Below are 17,082 nucleotides of genomic sequence, written 5' to 3' on the forward strand. Positions count from 1 at the left end.
AAGGCCGCTCCGGTGCATCCTCCGGGGCGGCGCTTTGACTGTCAGACACGAATAAGAACGACCCGCATAAGGCGCCGCGCATGCTGACCTATACGATCCGAAGGTTCGTCCTCGCGATCCCGACGTTGCTGTTCATCAGCCTCGTGATCTTTCTCTTGCTCGAACTGGCCCCCGGCGATCCCATGGCACAGGTCCCGCTGACCGTGCCGCCCGAGGTCAAGGAAAAGATGCGCCTCGCTCTCGGTCTGGGCGAGCCCACGCATATCCGCTTTGTCAAATGGATGTGGCAATTCTTCGTGGTCGAGCCGATGATGTTCATCGACTGGCTCTTCGGCACGGCCTGGGCCGAAGGGCAACAGCGCGTGCTCAGCTGGCAATTCCGCTCGCCGGTCATGGATGTGATCGTGCAGCGCATGCCGCAGACCCTTTGGGTGGTGGCCATGTCCTATGTGGTGGGCATCCTCATCGCCCTGCCCATCGGCATCTATTCCGCCTATCGGCAATATTCCGTGTTCGACCAGACCGGCACCTTTGTGACCATGGTCGGCTATTCGGTGCCGCCCTTCTTTTCCGGCGTGCTGGTGATCGTGATCTTTTCGGTGCAACTGGGCTGGTTGCCCTCGATCTATGACACCACGCTGGTGGTGGTGGACTGGGCCACGTTCAAACAGCAATTGATGCAGATGATCATGCCGGTGATGGTGCTCGCCCTTCAAACCACGGCGCAGATCAGCCGCTTCATGCGCGCCTCGATGCTGGACAACCTCAATCAGGATTACGTGCGCACCGCCCGCGCCAAGGGGCTGTCGGAATGGTCGGTGGTCATGGTGCATGTGCTGCGCAATTCGATGATCCCGGTGATCACGGTCATCGCCCTTGGCGTGCCCTCGATCTTTGGCGGCGCGATCATCACCGAACAGATTTTCAAGGTGAACGGTCTGGGCCAGCTTCTCATCACCGCGATCGAGGCCAACGACCTGCCGATGGTGCAGACCGTGACCTTCATGATTGCTGTGCTGATCGTCTTTTTCAACATCGTCGCCGACGTGCTCTATGGCGTGTTCGACCCCAGGATTCGCTATGACTGAGACCCCCAAACCCATCGCGGCCCTCGCCGACACCGGCCCCACCGCCCCGCCGCGCAGCCAGTGGCGCGACGTCTGGGATCAGTTCCGCAGCCACCGGGGCGCGCTCATTGGCAGTATCGTGCTGATCGCGATCATCGCCGCCGTCTTTCTTGGCCCGCTGGTCTGGCCCTATGACGCCACCTTCATCGACATTCGCGCCCGCAATCAGGGGCCAAGTTGGGCGCATCCCTTTGGCACCGACCAGCTTGGCCGCGACACGCTGGCGCGGATGATGGCGGGCGGGCAGACCTCGATTGCGGTGGGTCTGACGGCGATGCTGCTGGCGCTGGTGCTGGGGTCGCTGGTGGGGGTTCTGGCGGGGTTCTTTCGCCGCCTTGACGGGCCGCTCATGCGGCTCACGGACCTCTTTTTGTCGCTGCCGCTTCTGCCGCTCCTGCTCGTGATGGTGCTGCTCTTTCGCGAGAGCCTGAACGGTGTCTTTGGCCCCGAGACCGGGATTTTCATCCTGATCGTGGTCGCCATTGGCGTCACAAGCTGGATGCCCACGGCGCGGATCGTGCGCGGCGATGTGCTGGCGCTGAAAGAGCGCGAATTCATCCTCGCCGCGCGGTCCATCGGCACCACCAATTTCGGCCTCATCACCCGGCATATCCTGCCCAATGTGATGTCGCCGATCATGGTCTCGGCCACGCTTGGCATTGCCAATGCGATCATCACCGAAAGCGCGCTGTCGTTTCTGGGCCTGGGCTTTCCGCCCGATTTCCCGACATGGGGGCGGCTCTTGAACGACGCGGTGCAATATCTGCAGGATTACCCCGAGCGCGTGTTCTGGCCCGGCCTGGGCATCTCGCTCACGGTGCTGTCGATCAACTACATGGGCGACGGGTTGCGTGATGCGCTGGACCCGAGAATCCGGGGGCGGTGAGGGGGGATGCCGTTCGGCAATTAACCGCGCGCGGAACAAGGCGCGTAGCGCCGCCGCGCGATCGCTGGGCCGTCCCGCGGCCTAGCGATTTTGAAGTGTGGCGCAATTCTGATAGGCCATACGGCCTTGACTGGTATTAAGTGGCATCCAAGATGTTGCTTCGCTAGTCCCCGGCCCAGCGACCGCGCGGCTCGCCGCTTGGAAACGCCCCTTCACCCCCTCAGTTATTCCCGCGCTCTGCCTCGATCTGGCGCCAGCGGGCGACGTTGCGGTTGTGCTCGTCCAATGTCTCGGCAAAGGCATGGCCGCCGGTGCCATCGGCCACGAAGAACACGTAATCCGTGCTGTCCGGGTTCACCGCCGCCTCGATGCTGGCGCGGCCCGGATTGGCGATAGGCGTGGGCGGCAGCCCCTCGATCACATAGGTATTCCAAGGCGTTGCACCGCGCAATTCGCTCTGCCGCAGGCCCCGGCCCAACACGCCCTTGCCCTCGGTCACGCCATAAATCACCGTCGGGTCGGTCTGGAGCCGCATGCCACGGTTGAGGCGGTTGACGAACACGCTCGCCACCTGCCGCCGCTCATCCGCCACGCCGGTTTCCTTCTCGATGATCGAGGCAAGGATCAGCGCCTCTTCCGCCGATTGCAGCGGCAGGCCTTCGGCGCGTCCCTGCCACGCCGCGGCCAGAATGACCGCCTGCGCCTCGCTCATGCGGGTGAGCACGCTCTCGCGCGTATCACCGGCGCGCACCTCGTAGCTGTCGGGCGCAAGCGTGCCCTCGGGCGGCAGCTCGGCCACCTCGCCGGTCAACACATCAACCGCCTTCAACCCCTCGACCACCTGCCAGCTTGTCACGCCTTCGGCCAGGGCCACGCGATAGCGCGTATCGGCCTGTTCGCGCACGTCCGTGAACTCCGCCGGTGGTGCGCCCTCGGCATTGGGATCGAACTTGGCCCGTTCCTCATAGCGCCCGGTGGCGGCATCCAACTCGCGCACCACCACTTCGGCGCTGGTCACGCCCAGGCGATAGACAACCTCGGTGCCACAGGTGCTGGCCCCGCCGCGCGTGATGATGTCGGTGATCTCCGCCATGCTCGCGCCTTCAGGGATCAGCCAGCTTCCCGCCTTGAGCAGCGCGTCCTTCTCGGTATATTCCGCGCCGATGCGAAAAATCGCGCCGCTCGTCACCGCCCCGTCACTTTCCAACCGGCTCGAGACGCGCCGCATCGTGCTGCCGGGATCAACCCGCAGACAGATCGCATCCGACAAGGGACCGCGTGCCGAATATTGCTGCTGCCCCCAGAGGATCACACCGCCGAGCAGAAACACCACCACCACCAGCAGCGTCAGAAAGTTCGAGACGATGTGTCGCCACATCAGCGCGGCTTCCCGACAATCAGCGCCGCATTGGTGCCGCCAAAGCCAAAGCTGTTGCTGAGCGCCACGTCGATCTTGCGCTCACGCTTGGCGTTCGGGGCCAGATCAAGCGGGGTTTCCACCGCCGGATTGTCCAGATTGATCGTCGGCGGGGCCACCTGATCGCGGATCGCCAGAATGCAAAAGATCGCCTCAACCGCACCGGCCGCGCCCAGAAGATGCCCGACCGAGGATTTCGTCGAACTCATCGTCACATTCGCCGCTGCATTACCCAAGAGCCGCTCAACCGCCTGCAATTCGATGGTATCGGCCATGGTCGAGGTGCCATGCGCGTTGACGTAATCAATATCCGAGGGGTTCAGCCCGGCACGGTTCAGCGCCGCCTGCATCGCGCGGAACCCGCCATCGCCCGTCTCGGACGGCGCGGTGATGTGATAGGCATCCCCCGACAGACCATAGCCCAGAATTTCGGCATAGATTTTAGCGCCGCGCGCCTTGGCATGCTCGTATTCCTCAAGCACGACCACGCCCGCGCCCTCGCCCATGACGAAACCGTCGCGGTCTACGTCATAGGGGCGGCTTGCGGCCTGCGGATCATCCGCGCGCTTGGTCGACAGCGCCTTGCAGGCGTTGAACCCGGCAATCCCGATTTCGCAGATCGAGGCTTCGGCGCCGCCCGCCACCATCACATCCGCGTCACCCCATTGAATGAGCCGCGCAGCATCGCCAATCGCATGCGCGCCGGTGGCGCAGGCGGTCACGACCGAATGGTTCGGTCCTTTGAACCCATAGCGAATGCTCACCTGACCCGAGATCAGGTTGATCAGCGCGCCGGGGATAAAGAACGGCGACACCCGCCGCACGCCCTTTTCGCGGATGATCCCGGCAGTCTCTTCGATCGAGCGAAGCCCGCCGATGCCCGATCCCAGCATCACGCCGGTGCGCTCGCGCGCGGCCTCATCCTCGGGCATCCAGCCTGAATCCTCGACCGCTTGCTGGGCCGCGGCAATGCCATAGAGGATGAAATCATCCACCTTGCGGCGCTCTTTCGGTTCCATGTACTTATCGGAGTGAAAAGTGCCGTCGGTGCCATCGCCCAAGGGGATCTGGCAGGCATATTTCGTCACCACATTGACCGGGTCAAAGCGGATGATGGTGCCCGCCCCCGATTGCCCCGCCAAGAGCCTGCTCCAGCTCAGTTCGACCCCATCGGCCAGCGGGGTCACCAGACCCAGACCTGTGACAACGACACGCCGCATGATGCTGCCCTTCCCTTATTGCGCTTTTGCTGCTCTTACCCCGCCTTGGCCCCAAGGGGCAAGAGCATCGCGCCATCCCCTGCAAAGCCCCGCCACCGGGCTGCCATTTCGGCCAAACTGAACTCCACTTCAGAAGGATTGGATTGACCACGCGCCGCCCGCGCACCCATAGCTGTCGGCGCAGATACCGCGAGAGGGGGCACCATGGCCGACGTAGACCTGAATGACATCGAGACCCGCACCACGGCGGCCCTCATTCGCCATGGGGCCGCCCCTTGGATCGCGGCAGAGGTCGCCCGCGCCGTGCGTGCCGCCGAAAGCATCGGCAACCGCATCTGCGGCCTCTACTATCTCGAGAGCTATTGCCAGCAATTGCGCACGGGCCGCGTCAATGGCACCGTCGAACCAGAGGTGACCCAGCCTCGCCCCGCTGCGGTCATGGTCGATGCGCGCATGGGCTTTGCCCAACCCGCCTTTGCCCGTGGCATCGACCGCGCCGCCGCGGCCGCGCGCGACAATGGCGTGGCCAGCCTTGCCATCGGGCATGCCCATACCTGCACCTCGCTGGGCTATTTCACCGAACAGATCGCGCGGCGCGGGCTCATTGGCCTCGGCATGACCAATGCCTCGCCCATCGTTGCCGCACCGGGCGGCAAGACGCGGGTGATCGGCACCAATCCCATCGCATTCTCGGTGCCCGACGGGCAGGGCGGTCTTGCCATGCAGTTCGACCAATCCACCACCGTTGTAGCACTTGGCAAGATCACCATTGCCAAGGCGGCAGGCCAGCCGATCCCGCTCGGCTGGGCGCTTGACGCGGAAGGAAACCCCACCACCGACCCCGAGGCGGCGCTGGGCGGCTCTCTCGTCAGCATCGGCGGGGCAAAGGGCTGGGGCTTTGGCCTCATGGCCGAGCTTTTGGCCGCTGGTATGACCGGCGGCGTGGTCAGCCGCGATGTGAAACCGCTCAAGGCACCGGATGGCCCCCCGCATGATCTGGGCCAGTATTACCTGCTGATGGACCCGGACCTGTCAGGCGCCTTCTTTGACCGGCTGGCGCAGGTGGCAGAGGCCGCGACCATGGACGCAGGCGCGCGGATGCCGGGGCAGGGCAAGCAGAGCTGCGATCCCGTCACAGTGCCGGATGCCCTCTGGGCTCAGGTCTGTGACCTTGCCGGTTGATCCCGATCAAGGCATGAGGCACGCTCCGGACCTATAAAGAGAACCACCGCTTTTGGACACCGCAAGGAGACCTCTCATGCGCGCGACACTCTCGATCGTAATCTTGGCAAGCCTCACTTTGGCAAACGCCACGCAAGCTCAGGACATCCGCGCCGGAACCCAAACCTATGAGCGCTATTGCGCCGCCTGCCACGGGATTGACGGCACGGGCTTTGGCCCCATGCGGGCGGTGCTGACGCTGCATCCCACCGACCTGACCGCGCTCAAATCCAGCAACAATGGCCATTTCCCGGTGGAGCGGGTGGTGCGCCGCATCGACGGGCGCGACCCTCTCGTGTCGCACGGTAGCCCGATGCCGATCTATGGCAGCTTTTTCGAGGATCGCGACGTGGGCCTGCGCACCGAACGCGGCCAGACCATCCTGACCAGCCAGCCGGTTGTCGATCTGGTGGCCTATCTCGAAACGCTGCAAACCCCCTGATCGCTTGACGCAGGAAAAGAGGGGGCTACCTCTCATCCAGCGGGAGGTGCGCCATGCGCTCTATCATTCTGTCGTTGACCCTTATGCTGGGTCTTGCAGCCCCCCTGCGCGCCGATGAGGACGCGCAGGCCGTCATCACGGCGCAGATCGAGGCGTTTCTGGCGCAGGATGTCACCCGCGCCTATGACTATGCCAGCCCCTTCATCCAGCAGAAATTCGGCTCGCCCGAGCAATTCGGGGCCATGGTGCGCGAGGGTTATCCAATGGTCTGGCGCCCCTCCGATGTGACCTTTCTCGAGATGCGCGAGATTGCCGGACGCCTTTGGCAGGGGGTGCGCGTCGTGGATACTGCGGGCGCAGGCTGGATCGTGGACTACGAGATGATTGAAACGCCAGAGGGCTGGCGCATCAACGGGGTGACGGTGCGCCCCGCGCCCGACGCGAGCGTCTGATTGCGCGCGGCCTTGACCGCAGCGGCCCATCCCCTTACCTCCCCGGCCTGATCCCATGCCGTATCGAGGCCGCCCATGCCCTATTATCGCCCCATCCCCCGCACCGACCCCGCACGCCCTGCCGGTGCGCTGACCCTCGCGGGCGGCTTGTGCTGGTTCGATACGGTCGAGGTGCTGGATCGCTCTGCGCCCTCCTATCTCATGCCCGCCGCTGACCTGCCGACCGAGGCGCTGCATCGCCTCACCACGCCTCGCGCGCCGGTTGCGGGGCTCGATATGGCCGCGCCGCAGATCATGGGCATCCTCAACGTGACCCCGGACAGCTTTTCCGACGGCGGGCAGCATTTTGATCCCGAGGTGGCCCTTGCCCATGCCCGTCAGATGGCCGCCGACGGGGCCGCAATTCTGGACGTGGGCGGCGAATCCACCCGCCCCGGTGCCGCGCCTGTGCCGATCGAGGATGAAATCGCCCGCACCGCTCCGGTCATCGCGGCCCTGCGCGCCGGCATCACCACACCCATTTCCATCGACACCCGCAAGACCCCCGTGGCTCAGGCCGCCCATGCGGCAGGGGCCAATCTCATCAACGATGTGGCGGGCTTTACCTATGACCCCGCGCTTGCCCCCTATGCCGCCACCCATGCCCTGCCGGTCTGCGTGATGCACGCGCAGGGCACGCCCGAGACCATGCAGCAAGACCCGCGTTACGACCACGTCCTGCTCGATGTCTACGACTGGCTCGCCGCACGGATCGAGGCGCTTGTCGCGCTTGGTATTCCCCGCGCGCGCATCGTGACCGATCCCGGCATCGGCTTTGGCAAGACGGTCGCGCACAACCTTACCCTTCTGCAAAACCTCTCGCTCTTTCACAGCCTCGGCTGTCCCATCCTCCTTGGTGCCTCGCGCAAGCGCTTTATCGGCGAAATCAGCCGCACGCCCGTTGCCGCCGACCGTATCCCCCGGCTCGCTCGCCGTGGCCTTGGGCGGCGCGGCGCAGGGGGTGCAGATCCTGCGCGTGCATGACGTGGCAGAAACCCGCGCCGCGCTCGACCTCTGGCGTGCAACCCTTGCCGCGCCGCGATCCTAGGCTTGTCGAAACCTCGTCCGGGATCGTGACTTGTCCACAGATTGAGGCCGATTGCTTGCCAAATCCTGACCGGGCCGCGCGATAGGGTAGGGACCTTACAGAATCCGGGGGTATTTCGTAAGTTCTGTAAACATCACCTTGCGCCAAACACCCGGCGCAAGGCCCCCCATTGGCTCATGCCGACACCCACCAGAATCAGCGTCATCGCCGCCAGCAAACTCGGCGGCAAAGCCTCGCTGAGCACGAGCGCGCCAAGGATCACCGACCAGACCGGCACCATGTAATTGACAAGGCTGAAAAAACTCGGGCCCGCCTCGCGGTTGACCTGCACCAGCAGGACTTGCGCCACCCCGGTCGGCAGGATGCCAAGATAAAGCAGCGCCAATAAGCTTTTTGTATTCAATGCACTAGGCCATCCCTCAACCAGCAGCGCCAAGGGCAGGATCATCCCGGCGGCCAATGTCAGAACCAGCGCAGACAGGGCCAAACGGTCCACCTCCGGCGACAATCTCGTGGCAATCGAGCCAATCGCATAGCCCCCCGCTGCCCCGAGACAGGCCAATCTTGCCAAGGATTCCAGGTCCTTGCCGGTCGATGTGAAGGCACCCGGCCCGATCAGCACCACAACGCCCGTCGTGCCCAGAACAAACCCCACCAGCCGCCTGAGATGCATCCGCTCTCCCGGCACCAGAAAATGCGCCAAGGGCAGGATCAAGAGTGGCACCGCTGCCATGCAGACCCCGGCAAATCCCGAGGCCACGGATTGCTGCGCCCAAGACAATAAGATGAAGGGAAAAAAATTTGAAAACAACGCCATAACCAAGGCGAATTGCCAGATTTTACGCCCCTCAACTCCGCCCAAAGGCGGCAGTCTCCGCCCCTTCACCCGCAACAGACACAGCAGAAACCCCGCCCCCAAGACAATCCTCACAGCGGCCAGAAAGAACGGCCCCACCCCGGTCAGGGCGACCGAGACGAACATGAAGGATGCCCCCCAGATCACGCCCAAAGCACCGATCCTCAGCCAGTTGAGTGTGGAAATCTCTTGCATGGTTTGGCCCTCAGACAAAAAAGGGCACCCCAAAGGGATGCCCTTTCCCATTATATTTCAATGGGTTCAGTTCTTCTCTTGATCCACCAGCTTGCCTGCAGAGATCCACGGCATCATGGCGCGAAGCTTCTGACCCACTTCTTCGATCTGATGCGCGTCGTTCATCCGGCGCGTGCCCTTGAAGAACGGCTGACCCACGGCATTCTCCTGCATGAAGTCACGCACGAATTTGCCGGTCTGGATGTCGCGCAGAATGGCCTTCATCTCTTTCTTCGTCTGCTCATAGGGCAGGACCCGCGGACCGCTGACGTATTCGCCATATTCGGCCGTGTTCGAGATCGAATAGTTCATGTTGGCGATGCCGCCTTCATAGATCAGATCGACGATCAGCTTCACCTCGTGCAAGCACTCAAAGTAAGCCATTTCAGGGGCATAGCCCGCCTCGACCAGCGTCTCAAAGCCCATGCGGATCAGTTCGACGAGGCCACCGCACAGCACTGCCTGTTCGCCAAAGAGGTCGGTTTCGCACTCTTCGCGGAAGTTGGTCTCGATGATCCCCGAGCGACCGCCGCCAATGGCCGAGCAGTAGCTGAGGCCGATTTCCAGGGCCTTGCCGGACGCGTCGTTGTTGACCGCCACGAGGCAGGGCACGCCGCCGCCCTTGACGTATTCACCGCGCACGGTGTGGCCGGGGCCCTTGGGCGCCATCATGATGACGTCCACGCCCTCTTTCGGCTCGATCAGGCCGAAATGAATGTTGAGACCATGGGCAAAGGCAATCGCCGCACCGGGGCGGATGTTGTCATGCACATATTTGCGATAGGTTTCGCCCTGCAGTTCGTCCGGCATGGTGAACATCATCAGGTCGCACCAGGCCGCCGCTTCGGCGATGCCCATGACCTTGAGGCCTTCTGCCTCTGCCTTCTTGGCCGATTTCGAACCCTCGCGCAGCGCCACGACAAGGTTTTTTGCCCCTGAATCCCGCAGGTTAAGGGCGTGGGCATGGCCCTGGCTGCCATAGCCCAGAATGGCGACTTTCTTATCCTTGATCAGGTTGATGTCGCAGTCACGATCGTAATAGACGCGCATGGCGTTCTCCTCTTCGGTTGATGGGGGCATCATAGGCATGTGTGGGCGAGAGGGACCGGTGATTTCGGTTTATTTCAGGGGATTTTCAGAGTAATCATTCGCCATATCGGAAATATTGGTAAAAATCATGCTCGACGACACGGACCGTCGCATCCTGCGCCACTATCAACATGCCCCCACGCTCGGCGCCGCCGATTTGGCAGAGAGGGCGGGTGTGACCCCTGCCACCTGTGCCCGCCGTTTGGAGCGGATGCAGCAAGACGGCGTGATCCGCGCCAACCGTGCCGTGATCGACTGGCGCGCGCTTGGCTATGAGGTCGAGGTGTCCTTGCGCATCACGCTGGACAAGACACAGCCCCGCGCCTTTGACGAATTCATCGAAGCCGCAAGAAACGTGCCGGAAGTTATTGAAATTCAGACATTTCTGGGCCGTGTTGACCTGCGCCTCTCGGTCATTGCCCGCGACATGGCGCATTATCAACAGCTTTATCGTAGCGCCATCCTGACCCTGCCGCATATCGCCGACATCGAGGCGCTGATGCATGTGGCACGGATCAAATCCGACGAGGTGCTGCCACTATGATCGAACTGGATACCACCGACCGGCTGATCCTGCGCGAACTGGTGCGCGATGCCACCCAATCGGCAAGTGCGATAGGCCGCGCGCTTGGCCTGTCGCAGCCTGCCACATGGCGCCGTCTGCAACGCCTGCGCGAGACCGGGGTGATCAAGGGGCAACGTCTTGAATTGGATCATGAAAAACTGGGCTTCGGGGTCATGGTTTTTCTTGGTGTCAAGCTCGCCACGAAGGGCCGTGTCAGCCTAGAGGATTTCGAACGCGCGGTATCAGCCATCCCCGAGGTGCAGACGGTGGAACATATCCTTGGCCTCTATGATTATCGCCTGCGCGTCGTGGCCCGCGACATTTCCGATTTTGAACGGGTTTTGCGCCGCCGGATCATGACCTTGCCGGGGGTTGGCGATGTCGAGGCCAACGTGCTCTTGAGCGAAGAACGCCGTCCCGGTCCAATCGGCTGACGTGACGCACTGGACTTATGAGCCGTCCCGCGCCATCTTGCCCGCAAGATAGAGGAGACATCCCATGACTGCCCTGCTCGACCATGTAGATCCAGATGGCCTGCTGGAATATTCGGTGGTCTTCACCGATCGCTCGCTCAACCATATGTCTGCCTCTTTTCAAGAGGTTATGTGTGATATTTCATCCATACTCAAGGATGTCTATGCCGCTGATGCGGTGGCCCTCGTCCCCGGTGGCGGCTCTTACGCGATGGAATCCGTGGCGCGGCAATTCGGGCGCGGTGCGCATGCGCTGATCGTGCGCAATGGTTGGTTCTCTTTCCGCTGGACCCAGATTTTCGACGCGGGTCAGTTCACCGCTGATACGACCGTCTGCATGGCGCGACAGACCGGCAATGGTGCGACCACGCCCTTTGCCCCGGCGCCCATTGAAGAGGTTGTGGCGAAAATTCACGAAGCCAGGCCCGATGTGGTTTTTGCCCCGCATGTGGAAACCTCGGCGGGGCTGATCCTGCCGGATGACTATATCACCGCATTGGCCGATGCCGCGCATGAGGTGGGCGCGCTGATGGTGCTTGATTGCATCGCTTCAGGCTGTGCCTGGGTCGATATGCGCGCGACAGGTGTTGATGTGCTGATTTCCGCGCCGCAAAAGGGCTGGTCGGCCTCTCCTTCTGCCGGTTTGGTGATGCTCTCGGCGCGTGCCATGGCGCGGCTGGAAGAGACAACATCGGACAGTTTCGCGCTCGATCTCAAGAAATGGCGTGCGATCATGCAGGCCTATGAAAATGGCGGCCATGCCTATCATGCGACCATGCCCACCGACGCGCTGCGCGGGTTCCGCGACACGATGATCGAAACCCGCGATTACGGGTTCGAACGGCTGCGCGATGCACAGTGGGAATTGGGCAATGGTGTGCGGGCCATGCTGGCCGCGCGCGGTGTCACGTCCGTGGCCGCCGACGGCTTTGGCGCGCCCGGTGTCGTGGTAAGCTATACCAGCGATCCCGACATCCAGAACGGCAAGAAGTTCATGGCGGAGGGCATGCAGATTGCCGCAGGCGTGCCGCTGCAGGTGGGCGAGCCCGAGGGCTTTCGCACCTTCCGCCTCGGGCTATTTGGTCTGGACAAGCTCTATGATGTGCCTGCCGCACTCAAGCGGTTGGAAACGGTGCTTGATAAGGTGCTCTGAGCCTTACCCCCGCGCGCCAAGGCCGATTTGCATCAGGGTCTTGCGCACCGGGGCCAGAGAATAGATTGCGCTTAGCGCCTGTGCCCGCGCATCCCTCAGGGGCTGCGCGCTCAGCATCGAGGCGCGGTTGAGCAGGTCGATCCCCGTCACGCGCGCCTGCACCTCGAAATGCCTGCGGCGATGGTAGGTGTCGAGCATCTGGCGGTCGCCCAAACGGTCTGGTGTCGCCTCGGCTAGTTCCAGCAATACCCGCATATCCCCAAGGCTCATGTTGAGCCCCTGTGCGCCAATCGGCGGCACCACATGCGCAGCCTCGGCCACAAGCGCCACGCGCTTAGAACTCATCCGCTCGGCCACCTGGCTGATGATCGGCCAGACGGTGCGGCGCGACGCAAGCGTCAGAGGACCGAAGAGATGACAGGACCGCGTATTCATCGCGGCCTCGAATTCAGGTACCGGCAGGGCGGCCAAACGCGCAACTTCTGGCCCTTCTTCCATCCAGACGATGGCCGAAGACGGCCGCCCGTCGTGATCGGGCAACGGCACAAGCGTAAAGGGCCCGCCAGAGCGGTGAATCTCGGTCGAGACGTTGTCATGCGGGATCGGATGGGTGACGGCAAAGGCAAGGGCCTTTTGTCCATAACGTGTTGTTTTTACGTCAATTCCCGCGGCTGCACGGATCGGAGAGTTGCGCCCGTCGGCGGCAATCACCAACCGGCATCTCACGCGGGTGCCGTCACTAAGCCCCACGCGCGCCTCCGCTTCGCGGGTAAAGAGGGTGGTCGTTCCGGTGCCGGGCTTGAACGTGACGGAGGGCAGGCTGTCCAGATGTGCCACCATTTCGCGCCGCAAGAGCCAGTTGGGCAGGTTCCAACCAAAGGGACGGTCGGAAATATCGCTGGCGTTGAACTCGCGCACGACGCGCGGTTCTGGTATCTCGCCACCCGCATCGACGATCCGCATCACTTGCAGGTCGGAGGCATGCGATGCCAGCCGCGCCCAGAGACCCGCCCGATCCAAGAGAGCCTGCGCGGGCTGCAAGAATGCCGTGGTGCGCAGGTCCGACCCGTCCGCATCGCGCGCGGTCACGGGCGGGGCAGGGTCGACGCAGAGCACGGAAAATCCTGCGCTGCCGAAAACCGCTGCTGCCGTCAGACCGGCGACACCGCCGCCTGACACCACGATGTCATAGTCCGTCTGCGCCATTCTCAGAGCCTCCGAAAGGGTAGAGCGCCCGCTCAGCCCCGTGAAATCAGGATCAGCATCACCCAGATCACCGGCACAAGGGCCAGTGCGGGAATATAAAGCCCCGGAATCCCCCAGAGCACAATGCTTGTTGCCCACCCGGCCAGAAAAACCGCCACGCTGAGCAGGATCGGGCCAACGGCAGCCGCGTCGGGGTCATGGCTCTTGGTGGCGGCGTGTCGGGCGTTGGCGGGGGCTGTGGTCGCGGTCATGTCGGGCCTCGTCGAGTAATTATGAATCTAGCCCTGCATAAATATGTCCCGCCACCCGCCTTCAAAGGGACGGAACGCCGCAGCTCTCAGACCAGACGTGCAAGAAAACCGCCCAGATCATTGGTGTGGTGGTGAATGTGGTCTGCCTCGACCCGCTCCGGAGCCACATGCACGGTGCGCATCCCCATGGCATGCGGAGCCGCCAGATTGCGTGGCTCATCCTCGAACATGGCCGCTGTGGCGGGCGCGCTTTGGTCCTGTGTCAGGATGGCCTGAAATGCCTCGGGTTCGGGTTTAGGCCGGTAGCCCGCATGTTCCACGCCGTACACCGCGTCGAACGCGCCTGCCAGGCCGCGCGCAGCGATCACCCGCTCGGCATAGGGGGCAGAGCCGTTGGTATAGACGATCTTGCGCCCTGGCAGGGCGCGGATGGCGGTGTTCAGCGCGGCATCAGGCTCCAGTTGATCGAGCGAGATGTCATGCACCGCCGCCAGATAGGGGCCGGGATCTAGATCATGCACCCGCATCAACCCCGCCAGCGTGGTGCCATGCTCGCGCCAGTAGTGATGGCGCAGACGGTCCGCCTCGGCGTGGGTCACACGCAGCATATCCATCACAAACCGGGTCATCCGCGCCTCGATCTGATCGAAGAGGCGGGCAGAGGGCGGATAGAGCGTATTGTCGAGGTCAAAGACCCAGGTGCGGATATGGGTGAAATCAGGTTTGGACATAGCGCTGATATAAGCGGGCGCGACATTGCGCGCAATCGCCCAAGGCTTGATCCCGCGGCCAAAGCGCGTAAGGTTCCCAGCCAATGCACAGAACAAACGGACGTACCGATGAAACCGCCCCCCACAGATGCCTATTCGCTGATCCTTGAGGCAATTGACGTCGGCATCTTCAAACCCGGAGACCGTCTGGTCGAGAGCGATCTGGCCGAACGCTTTGGCGTGTCGCGCACACCCATACGCGAGGCGTTACAGCGGCTCGAGACGCAATCCATGCTCACGCGGGACGGGCGCAGCCTGATCGTGTCCTCGTTGGATTACAACCAATTGGCCGAGCTTTATGTGGTGCGTGCCGAGTTGGAGGGGCTGGCCGCAGAGCTGGCCGCGCGCCACGCCACGCCCGAAGAGGTGCGCGTGTTGCGCGATATGGTCGAGGATGATCGTGCGCTCTTGGGTAAGCCGGTGGAGCTGGCACGCGCAAATCGGCGGTTTCACAAACAGATACATCTGGCGTCGCACAACCGCTTTTTGGTGCAGCAGCTGGACCTTGTGCATCGCTCGATGGCCCTTTTGGCGACCACCTCTCTCGCGGCGGTTGGTCGGGATGAGGATGCGCTGCGCGAACATGATGCGATTGTGGCTGGAATTGAGGCGCATGATAGTGCTGGGGCCGCGAAGGCGCTGCGCGATCACATCTCAAAGGCCTTTGTGACCCGGCTCAAGCTTGATTCCGGAGAGGTCAAATCCACCGTTTGAGATGCGGCTCCCTCGGGCCGTGACGGAGAGGCCATGCGTGGTCTTGTCCCAGAAGAACGGCCTGAGGATCAGCTCATAAAGCGCCTTGTAGGCAGCAATCGCCCCGAGCGGTGTGTAGAAATGCATCGTCGGGGCCCAAGCCATAAGATGCCGGTGTCGGGGCCCCGAGACCGAGGCCATATGAAGGCAGACATTCAGAACCTCGACCAGCAGAAAAAGACTGCCCAACGCCATCAGCAACGCATGCGGAACTGTTCCGTCAAGCGGGTGAGGCAAGCCAAAGAGCACCAGCCAAAAGGACCACAAGACTGGCGCCAGCAGGAATTGCGAGAGTGCCGAGACGAAATGTGCCTGAAATCCCCAGAACTTGCGCGGCCCAAGCTGCTGATATAGCAATCTTGGTCGGCGCATATGCACGAGATAGGTGGTCATATAGCCCTTGAGCCAGCGAGAGCGTTGTTTGATCCAAGGCCAGGCCCGGCAATTGGCCTCTTCCTCGGTCACGGTTTGTATCATTTCGGTGCGATAGCCATGCCTTGCCAGACGAAAGCCAAGGTCGGCATCCTCGGTCACATTGTGCGCATCCCACCCGCCCAACTCCTCGAGCGCGTCGCGGCGGAAATAGAGCGTGGTGCCGCCAAGCGGAATGGCCAGCCCAAGCCGGGCCATTCCGGGCATCAGGGAGCGGAACCAAGTGGCGTATTCGATGGTGAAACATCGGGCGAGCCAATTTTGCGTGGGATTGTAATAATCAAGTATCCCTTGAAGGCAGGCTACGTCGCGCGGCACCTGTTGAAACCGTCGCGCGACGATGGTGATCTGATCGGCCTCGGGCGCATCCTCTGCATCGAAAATGCCGATGATATCGCCTTGACAGAAATCGAGCGCGTAATTCATCGCGCGGGGTTTTGTGCGCGGTTTGCCATCTGGCACGATCACGGGCCGAACCCATGGCGGCAGGTCGATACCTGCCAGTGTCTGACGGGTCAGCGCATCCTCTTCTTCCAGCACAAGGATCACATCAAGCAGGCATTTTGGATATGTGAGGCGGCTGAGACGGGCAATCAGCGCATGGGCAATTTCGGTTTCGCGAAAGAGCGGCACGAGAACCGATACCTTGGGCAGGGGTTGTGGCGGGGTGGGGCCACGGGGCGTGTCAGAGCGGGCAGAAGTCTGCGCCAGAAAGGCCGCGATTTTCAACCCGGCTGAGACAATGAGCGTAAAGCATGCCCAGACCGCAAAGAGGGCAAAAACCGTGATCGGAAAGGCAAGGCTCAGCGCTATGATCACCGCAAGGCCCACGAGCGTCAATCGCAGACGGCGGTGCTGATGGACACCCCAGGTGCGGCAACTCTCAATTTCAGGCACTCGCGCCTCGGCCATTTGGCGCAGAATGTCGCGATGCTCTTGCGCGATGCGGTCCTGTATCGCGTGGCGCGGGGCCATCACGACGCGCGCGCCGTCCAGCTTGCGAGGCAGGGCAGGGCGCAGCGCGGCAAGACTGTCTGGTCCGCCAGTGGCAAGAACGGGAACACCAGCAGCGGACTGGATCGGCAGCATGCCATGTTTCAAAAGAAATCGCGGATCAAGACCGGTCTCAACCAGCTCTGCGCGCATCACATCCTCGGCGCTCAGCCGCGTGCTTGAGAGGCGGCGGGCGTGCGCTGCAAGAAGGTCGTCTTCCGTGGCCAGCCCTTCGGCCTGGAGAATGCGGTCGAGCGAGGTGTCGCAATGTAGCCGCACCATTTCAGCCAGCGTCGCATCCGACCGGCTGATTGTCCCGGCGCGCACCAATTCGCGGCCCAGTGGATTCATGGGCACCTGTGCGCCCAAATCGCGCGATCTCATATGGCGCAGTTCGGAGATCCCCATGTCGCGACCCTTCCCCTTGCGGCTGAGGAAAGGCTAGCGCGCGCTTG

The 17,082-nt window shown here is 62.7% G+C and carries 17 protein-coding genes and 1 pseudogene; 10 read left to right on the forward strand and 8 right to left on the reverse strand.

Going from position 1 to position 17,082, the window contains the following annotated elements; translation table 11 throughout:
• Window positions 1–80: 80 nt before the first annotated feature.
• Complete coding sequence (locus ROSMUC_RS00245; protein ID WP_037268238.1) at window positions 81–1,088, forward strand: ABC transporter permease; 1,008 nt, start codon at window positions 81–83, stop codon at window positions 1,086–1,088.
• Window positions 1,081–2,013 carry an ABC transporter permease gene (locus ROSMUC_RS00250; protein ID WP_037268239.1) on the forward strand — a complete coding sequence of 311 codons (933 nt, stop codon included), beginning with the start codon at window positions 1,081–1,083 and terminating at the stop codon, window positions 2,011–2,013. The genes ROSMUC_RS00245 and ROSMUC_RS00250 overlap by 8 nt, the downstream gene beginning before the upstream one ends.
• A 220-nt stretch (window positions 2,014–2,233) precedes the next feature.
• On the opposite strand, the gene mltG is transcribed toward ROSMUC_RS00250, so the two are convergent.
• Window positions 2,234–3,391 carry an endolytic transglycosylase MltG gene (gene mltG, locus ROSMUC_RS00255; RefSeq protein WP_037268241.1) on the reverse strand — a complete coding sequence of 386 codons (1,158 nt, stop codon included), beginning with the start codon at window positions 3,389–3,391 and terminating at the stop codon, window positions 2,234–2,236.
• Complete coding sequence (fabF, locus tag ROSMUC_RS00260) at window positions 3,391–4,650, reverse strand: beta-ketoacyl-ACP synthase II (RefSeq protein WP_037268242.1); 1,260 nt, start codon at window positions 4,648–4,650, stop codon at window positions 3,391–3,393. Before fabF ends, mltG begins: the two co-directional genes overlap by 1 nt.
• Window positions 4,651–4,854: 204 nt before the next feature.
• Between fabF and ROSMUC_RS00265 the strand changes: the two genes are divergently transcribed.
• The 4 genes and pseudogenes from ROSMUC_RS00265 to folP all read left to right on the forward strand — a co-directional run bounded on the left by ROSMUC_RS00265 (window position 4,855) and on the right by folP (window position 7,852).
• On the forward strand, window positions 4,855–5,832 hold the full coding sequence (locus tag ROSMUC_RS00265) for an Ldh family oxidoreductase (RefSeq protein ID WP_037268247.1): 978 nt from the start codon (window positions 4,855–4,857) through the stop codon (window positions 5,830–5,832).
• A gap of 76 nt (window positions 5,833–5,908) precedes the next feature.
• Window positions 5,909–6,313 carry a c-type cytochrome gene (locus tag ROSMUC_RS00270; RefSeq protein ID WP_037268249.1) on the forward strand — a complete coding sequence of 135 codons (405 nt, stop codon included), beginning with the start codon at window positions 5,909–5,911 and terminating at the stop codon, window positions 6,311–6,313.
• A 53-nt stretch (window positions 6,314–6,366) separates the two neighbouring features.
• Window positions 6,367–6,765, forward strand: a complete 399-nt coding sequence (locus ROSMUC_RS00275) for a DUF4864 domain-containing protein (RefSeq protein WP_037268251.1) — start codon at window positions 6,367–6,369, stop codon at window positions 6,763–6,765.
• A gap of 75 nt (window positions 6,766–6,840) precedes the next feature.
• Window positions 6,841–7,852: pseudogene (gene folP, locus ROSMUC_RS00280) on the forward strand (dihydropteroate synthase).
• Between the two features lie 133 nt (window positions 7,853–7,985).
• Here folP and ROSMUC_RS00285 read toward each other — a convergent pair.
• Together ROSMUC_RS00285 and ilvC are read right to left on the reverse strand one after the other, a co-directional pair.
• Window positions 7,986–8,903 carry a DMT family transporter gene (locus tag ROSMUC_RS00285; protein ID WP_037268253.1) on the reverse strand — a complete coding sequence of 306 codons (918 nt, stop codon included), beginning with the start codon at window positions 8,901–8,903 and terminating at the stop codon, window positions 7,986–7,988.
• A gap of 66 nt (window positions 8,904–8,969) precedes the next feature.
• Window positions 8,970–9,992: a ketol-acid reductoisomerase gene (ilvC, locus tag ROSMUC_RS00290; RefSeq protein ID WP_037269717.1), complete on the reverse strand. Its 1,023-nt coding sequence runs from the start codon at window positions 9,990–9,992 to the stop codon at window positions 8,970–8,972.
• A 127-nt stretch (window positions 9,993–10,119) separates the two neighbouring features.
• On the opposite strand from ilvC, the gene ROSMUC_RS00295 reads away from it, so the two are divergent.
• From ROSMUC_RS00295 to ROSMUC_RS00305, 3 genes are all read left to right on the forward strand, one after another.
• Entirely contained in the window at window positions 10,120–10,575 is a 456-nt protein-coding gene (locus tag ROSMUC_RS00295; protein WP_037268261.1) for an Lrp/AsnC family transcriptional regulator, read from the forward strand.
• On the forward strand, window positions 10,572–11,030 hold the full coding sequence (locus ROSMUC_RS00300) for an Lrp/AsnC family transcriptional regulator (protein WP_037268264.1): 459 nt from the start codon (window positions 10,572–10,574) through the stop codon (window positions 11,028–11,030). Before ROSMUC_RS00295 ends, ROSMUC_RS00300 begins: the two co-directional genes overlap by 4 nt.
• 64 nt (window positions 11,031–11,094) lie before the next feature.
• The gene (locus ROSMUC_RS00305) at window positions 11,095–12,222 is read left to right on the forward strand and encodes an aminotransferase class V-fold PLP-dependent enzyme (protein ID WP_037268267.1); all 1,128 of its coding nucleotides are present in this window, start codon (window positions 11,095–11,097) and stop codon (window positions 12,220–12,222) included.
• Window positions 12,223–12,225: 3 nt separating this feature from the next.
• Here the strand turns inward: ROSMUC_RS00305 and ROSMUC_RS00310 are convergent, their stop codons facing one another.
• From ROSMUC_RS00310 to ROSMUC_RS00320, 3 genes are all read right to left on the reverse strand, one after another.
• Window positions 12,226–13,428, reverse strand: a complete 1,203-nt coding sequence (locus ROSMUC_RS00310; protein WP_037268272.1) for a UbiH/UbiF family hydroxylase — start codon at window positions 13,426–13,428, stop codon at window positions 12,226–12,228.
• Between the two features lie 32 nt (window positions 13,429–13,460).
• Window positions 13,461–13,679 (reverse strand): hypothetical protein, encoded by a 219-nt coding sequence (locus ROSMUC_RS00315; RefSeq protein WP_037268273.1) that lies wholly within the window; start codon window positions 13,677–13,679, stop codon window positions 13,461–13,463.
• Between the two features lie 86 nt (window positions 13,680–13,765).
• Window positions 13,766–14,410, reverse strand: coding sequence for a pyrimidine 5'-nucleotidase (locus ROSMUC_RS00320; RefSeq protein WP_037269719.1), 645 nt, complete (start codon window positions 14,408–14,410; stop codon window positions 13,766–13,768).
• 108 nt (window positions 14,411–14,518) lie between these two features.
• On the opposite strand from ROSMUC_RS00320, the gene ROSMUC_RS00325 reads away from it, so the two are divergent.
• A complete protein-coding gene (locus tag ROSMUC_RS00325; RefSeq protein WP_037268274.1) occupies window positions 14,519–15,163 on the forward strand; it encodes a GntR family transcriptional regulator in 645 nt (214 codons plus the stop codon).
• Here the strand turns inward: ROSMUC_RS00325 and ROSMUC_RS00330 are convergent.
• Window positions 15,104–17,011 carry a glycosyltransferase gene (locus ROSMUC_RS00330; RefSeq protein WP_245875077.1) on the reverse strand — a complete coding sequence of 636 codons (1,908 nt, stop codon included), beginning with the start codon at window positions 17,009–17,011 and terminating at the stop codon, window positions 15,104–15,106. The two genes, ROSMUC_RS00325 and ROSMUC_RS00330, sit on opposite strands and share 60 nt — an antisense overlap.
• Window positions 17,012–17,082 lie beyond the last annotated feature (71 nt).

The organism is Roseovarius mucosus DSM 17069 (genome assembly GCF_000768555.3).
In the GTDB taxonomy this organism is placed as follows: Bacteria; Pseudomonadota; Alphaproteobacteria; order Rhodobacterales; family Rhodobacteraceae; genus Roseovarius; species Roseovarius mucosus.

Coding starts and splice junctions, on each gene's coding strand:
- ROSMUC_RS00265 (WP_037268247.1), top strand. CDS start 4,855: ATGGCCGACGTAGACCTGAATGACATCGAGACCCGCACCACGGCGGCC.
- ROSMUC_RS00250 (WP_037268239.1), top strand. CDS start 1,081: ATGACTGAGACCCCCAAACCCATCGCGGCCCTCGCCGACACCGGCCCC.
- ROSMUC_RS00285 (WP_037268253.1), bottom strand. CDS start 8,903: ATGCAAGAGATTTCCACACTCAACTGGCTGAGGATCGGTGCTTTGGGC.
- ROSMUC_RS00325 (WP_037268274.1), top strand. CDS start 14,519: ATGAAACCGCCCCCCACAGATGCCTATTCGCTGATCCTTGAGGCAATT.
- ROSMUC_RS00310 (WP_037268272.1), bottom strand. CDS start 13,428: ATGGCGCAGACGGACTATGACATCGTGGTGTCAGGCGGCGGTGTCGCC.
- ROSMUC_RS00330 (WP_245875077.1), bottom strand. CDS start 17,011: ATGAGATCGCGCGATTTGGGCGCACAGGTGCCCATGAATCCACTGGGC.
- ROSMUC_RS00295 (WP_037268261.1), top strand. CDS start 10,120: ATGCTCGACGACACGGACCGTCGCATCCTGCGCCACTATCAACATGCC.
- ROSMUC_RS00275 (WP_037268251.1), top strand. CDS start 6,367: ATGCGCTCTATCATTCTGTCGTTGACCCTTATGCTGGGTCTTGCAGCC.
- ROSMUC_RS00300 (WP_037268264.1), top strand. CDS start 10,572: ATGATCGAACTGGATACCACCGACCGGCTGATCCTGCGCGAACTGGTG.
- ROSMUC_RS00315 (WP_037268273.1), bottom strand. CDS start 13,679: ATGACCGCGACCACAGCCCCCGCCAACGCCCGACACGCCGCCACCAAG.
- ROSMUC_RS00305 (WP_037268267.1), top strand. CDS start 11,095: ATGACTGCCCTGCTCGACCATGTAGATCCAGATGGCCTGCTGGAATAT.
- ROSMUC_RS00320 (WP_037269719.1), bottom strand. CDS start 14,410: ATGTCCAAACCTGATTTCACCCATATCCGCACCTGGGTCTTTGACCTC.
- mltG (WP_037268241.1), bottom strand. CDS start 3,391: ATGTGGCGACACATCGTCTCGAACTTTCTGACGCTGCTGGTGGTGGTG.
- ROSMUC_RS00270 (WP_037268249.1), top strand. CDS start 5,909: ATGCGCGCGACACTCTCGATCGTAATCTTGGCAAGCCTCACTTTGGCA.
- fabF (WP_037268242.1), bottom strand. CDS start 4,650: ATGCGGCGTGTCGTTGTCACAGGTCTGGGTCTGGTGACCCCGCTGGCC.
- ROSMUC_RS00245 (WP_037268238.1), top strand. CDS start 81: ATGCTGACCTATACGATCCGAAGGTTCGTCCTCGCGATCCCGACGTTG.
- ilvC (WP_037269717.1), bottom strand. CDS start 9,992: ATGCGCGTCTATTACGATCGTGACTGCGACATCAACCTGATCAAGGAT.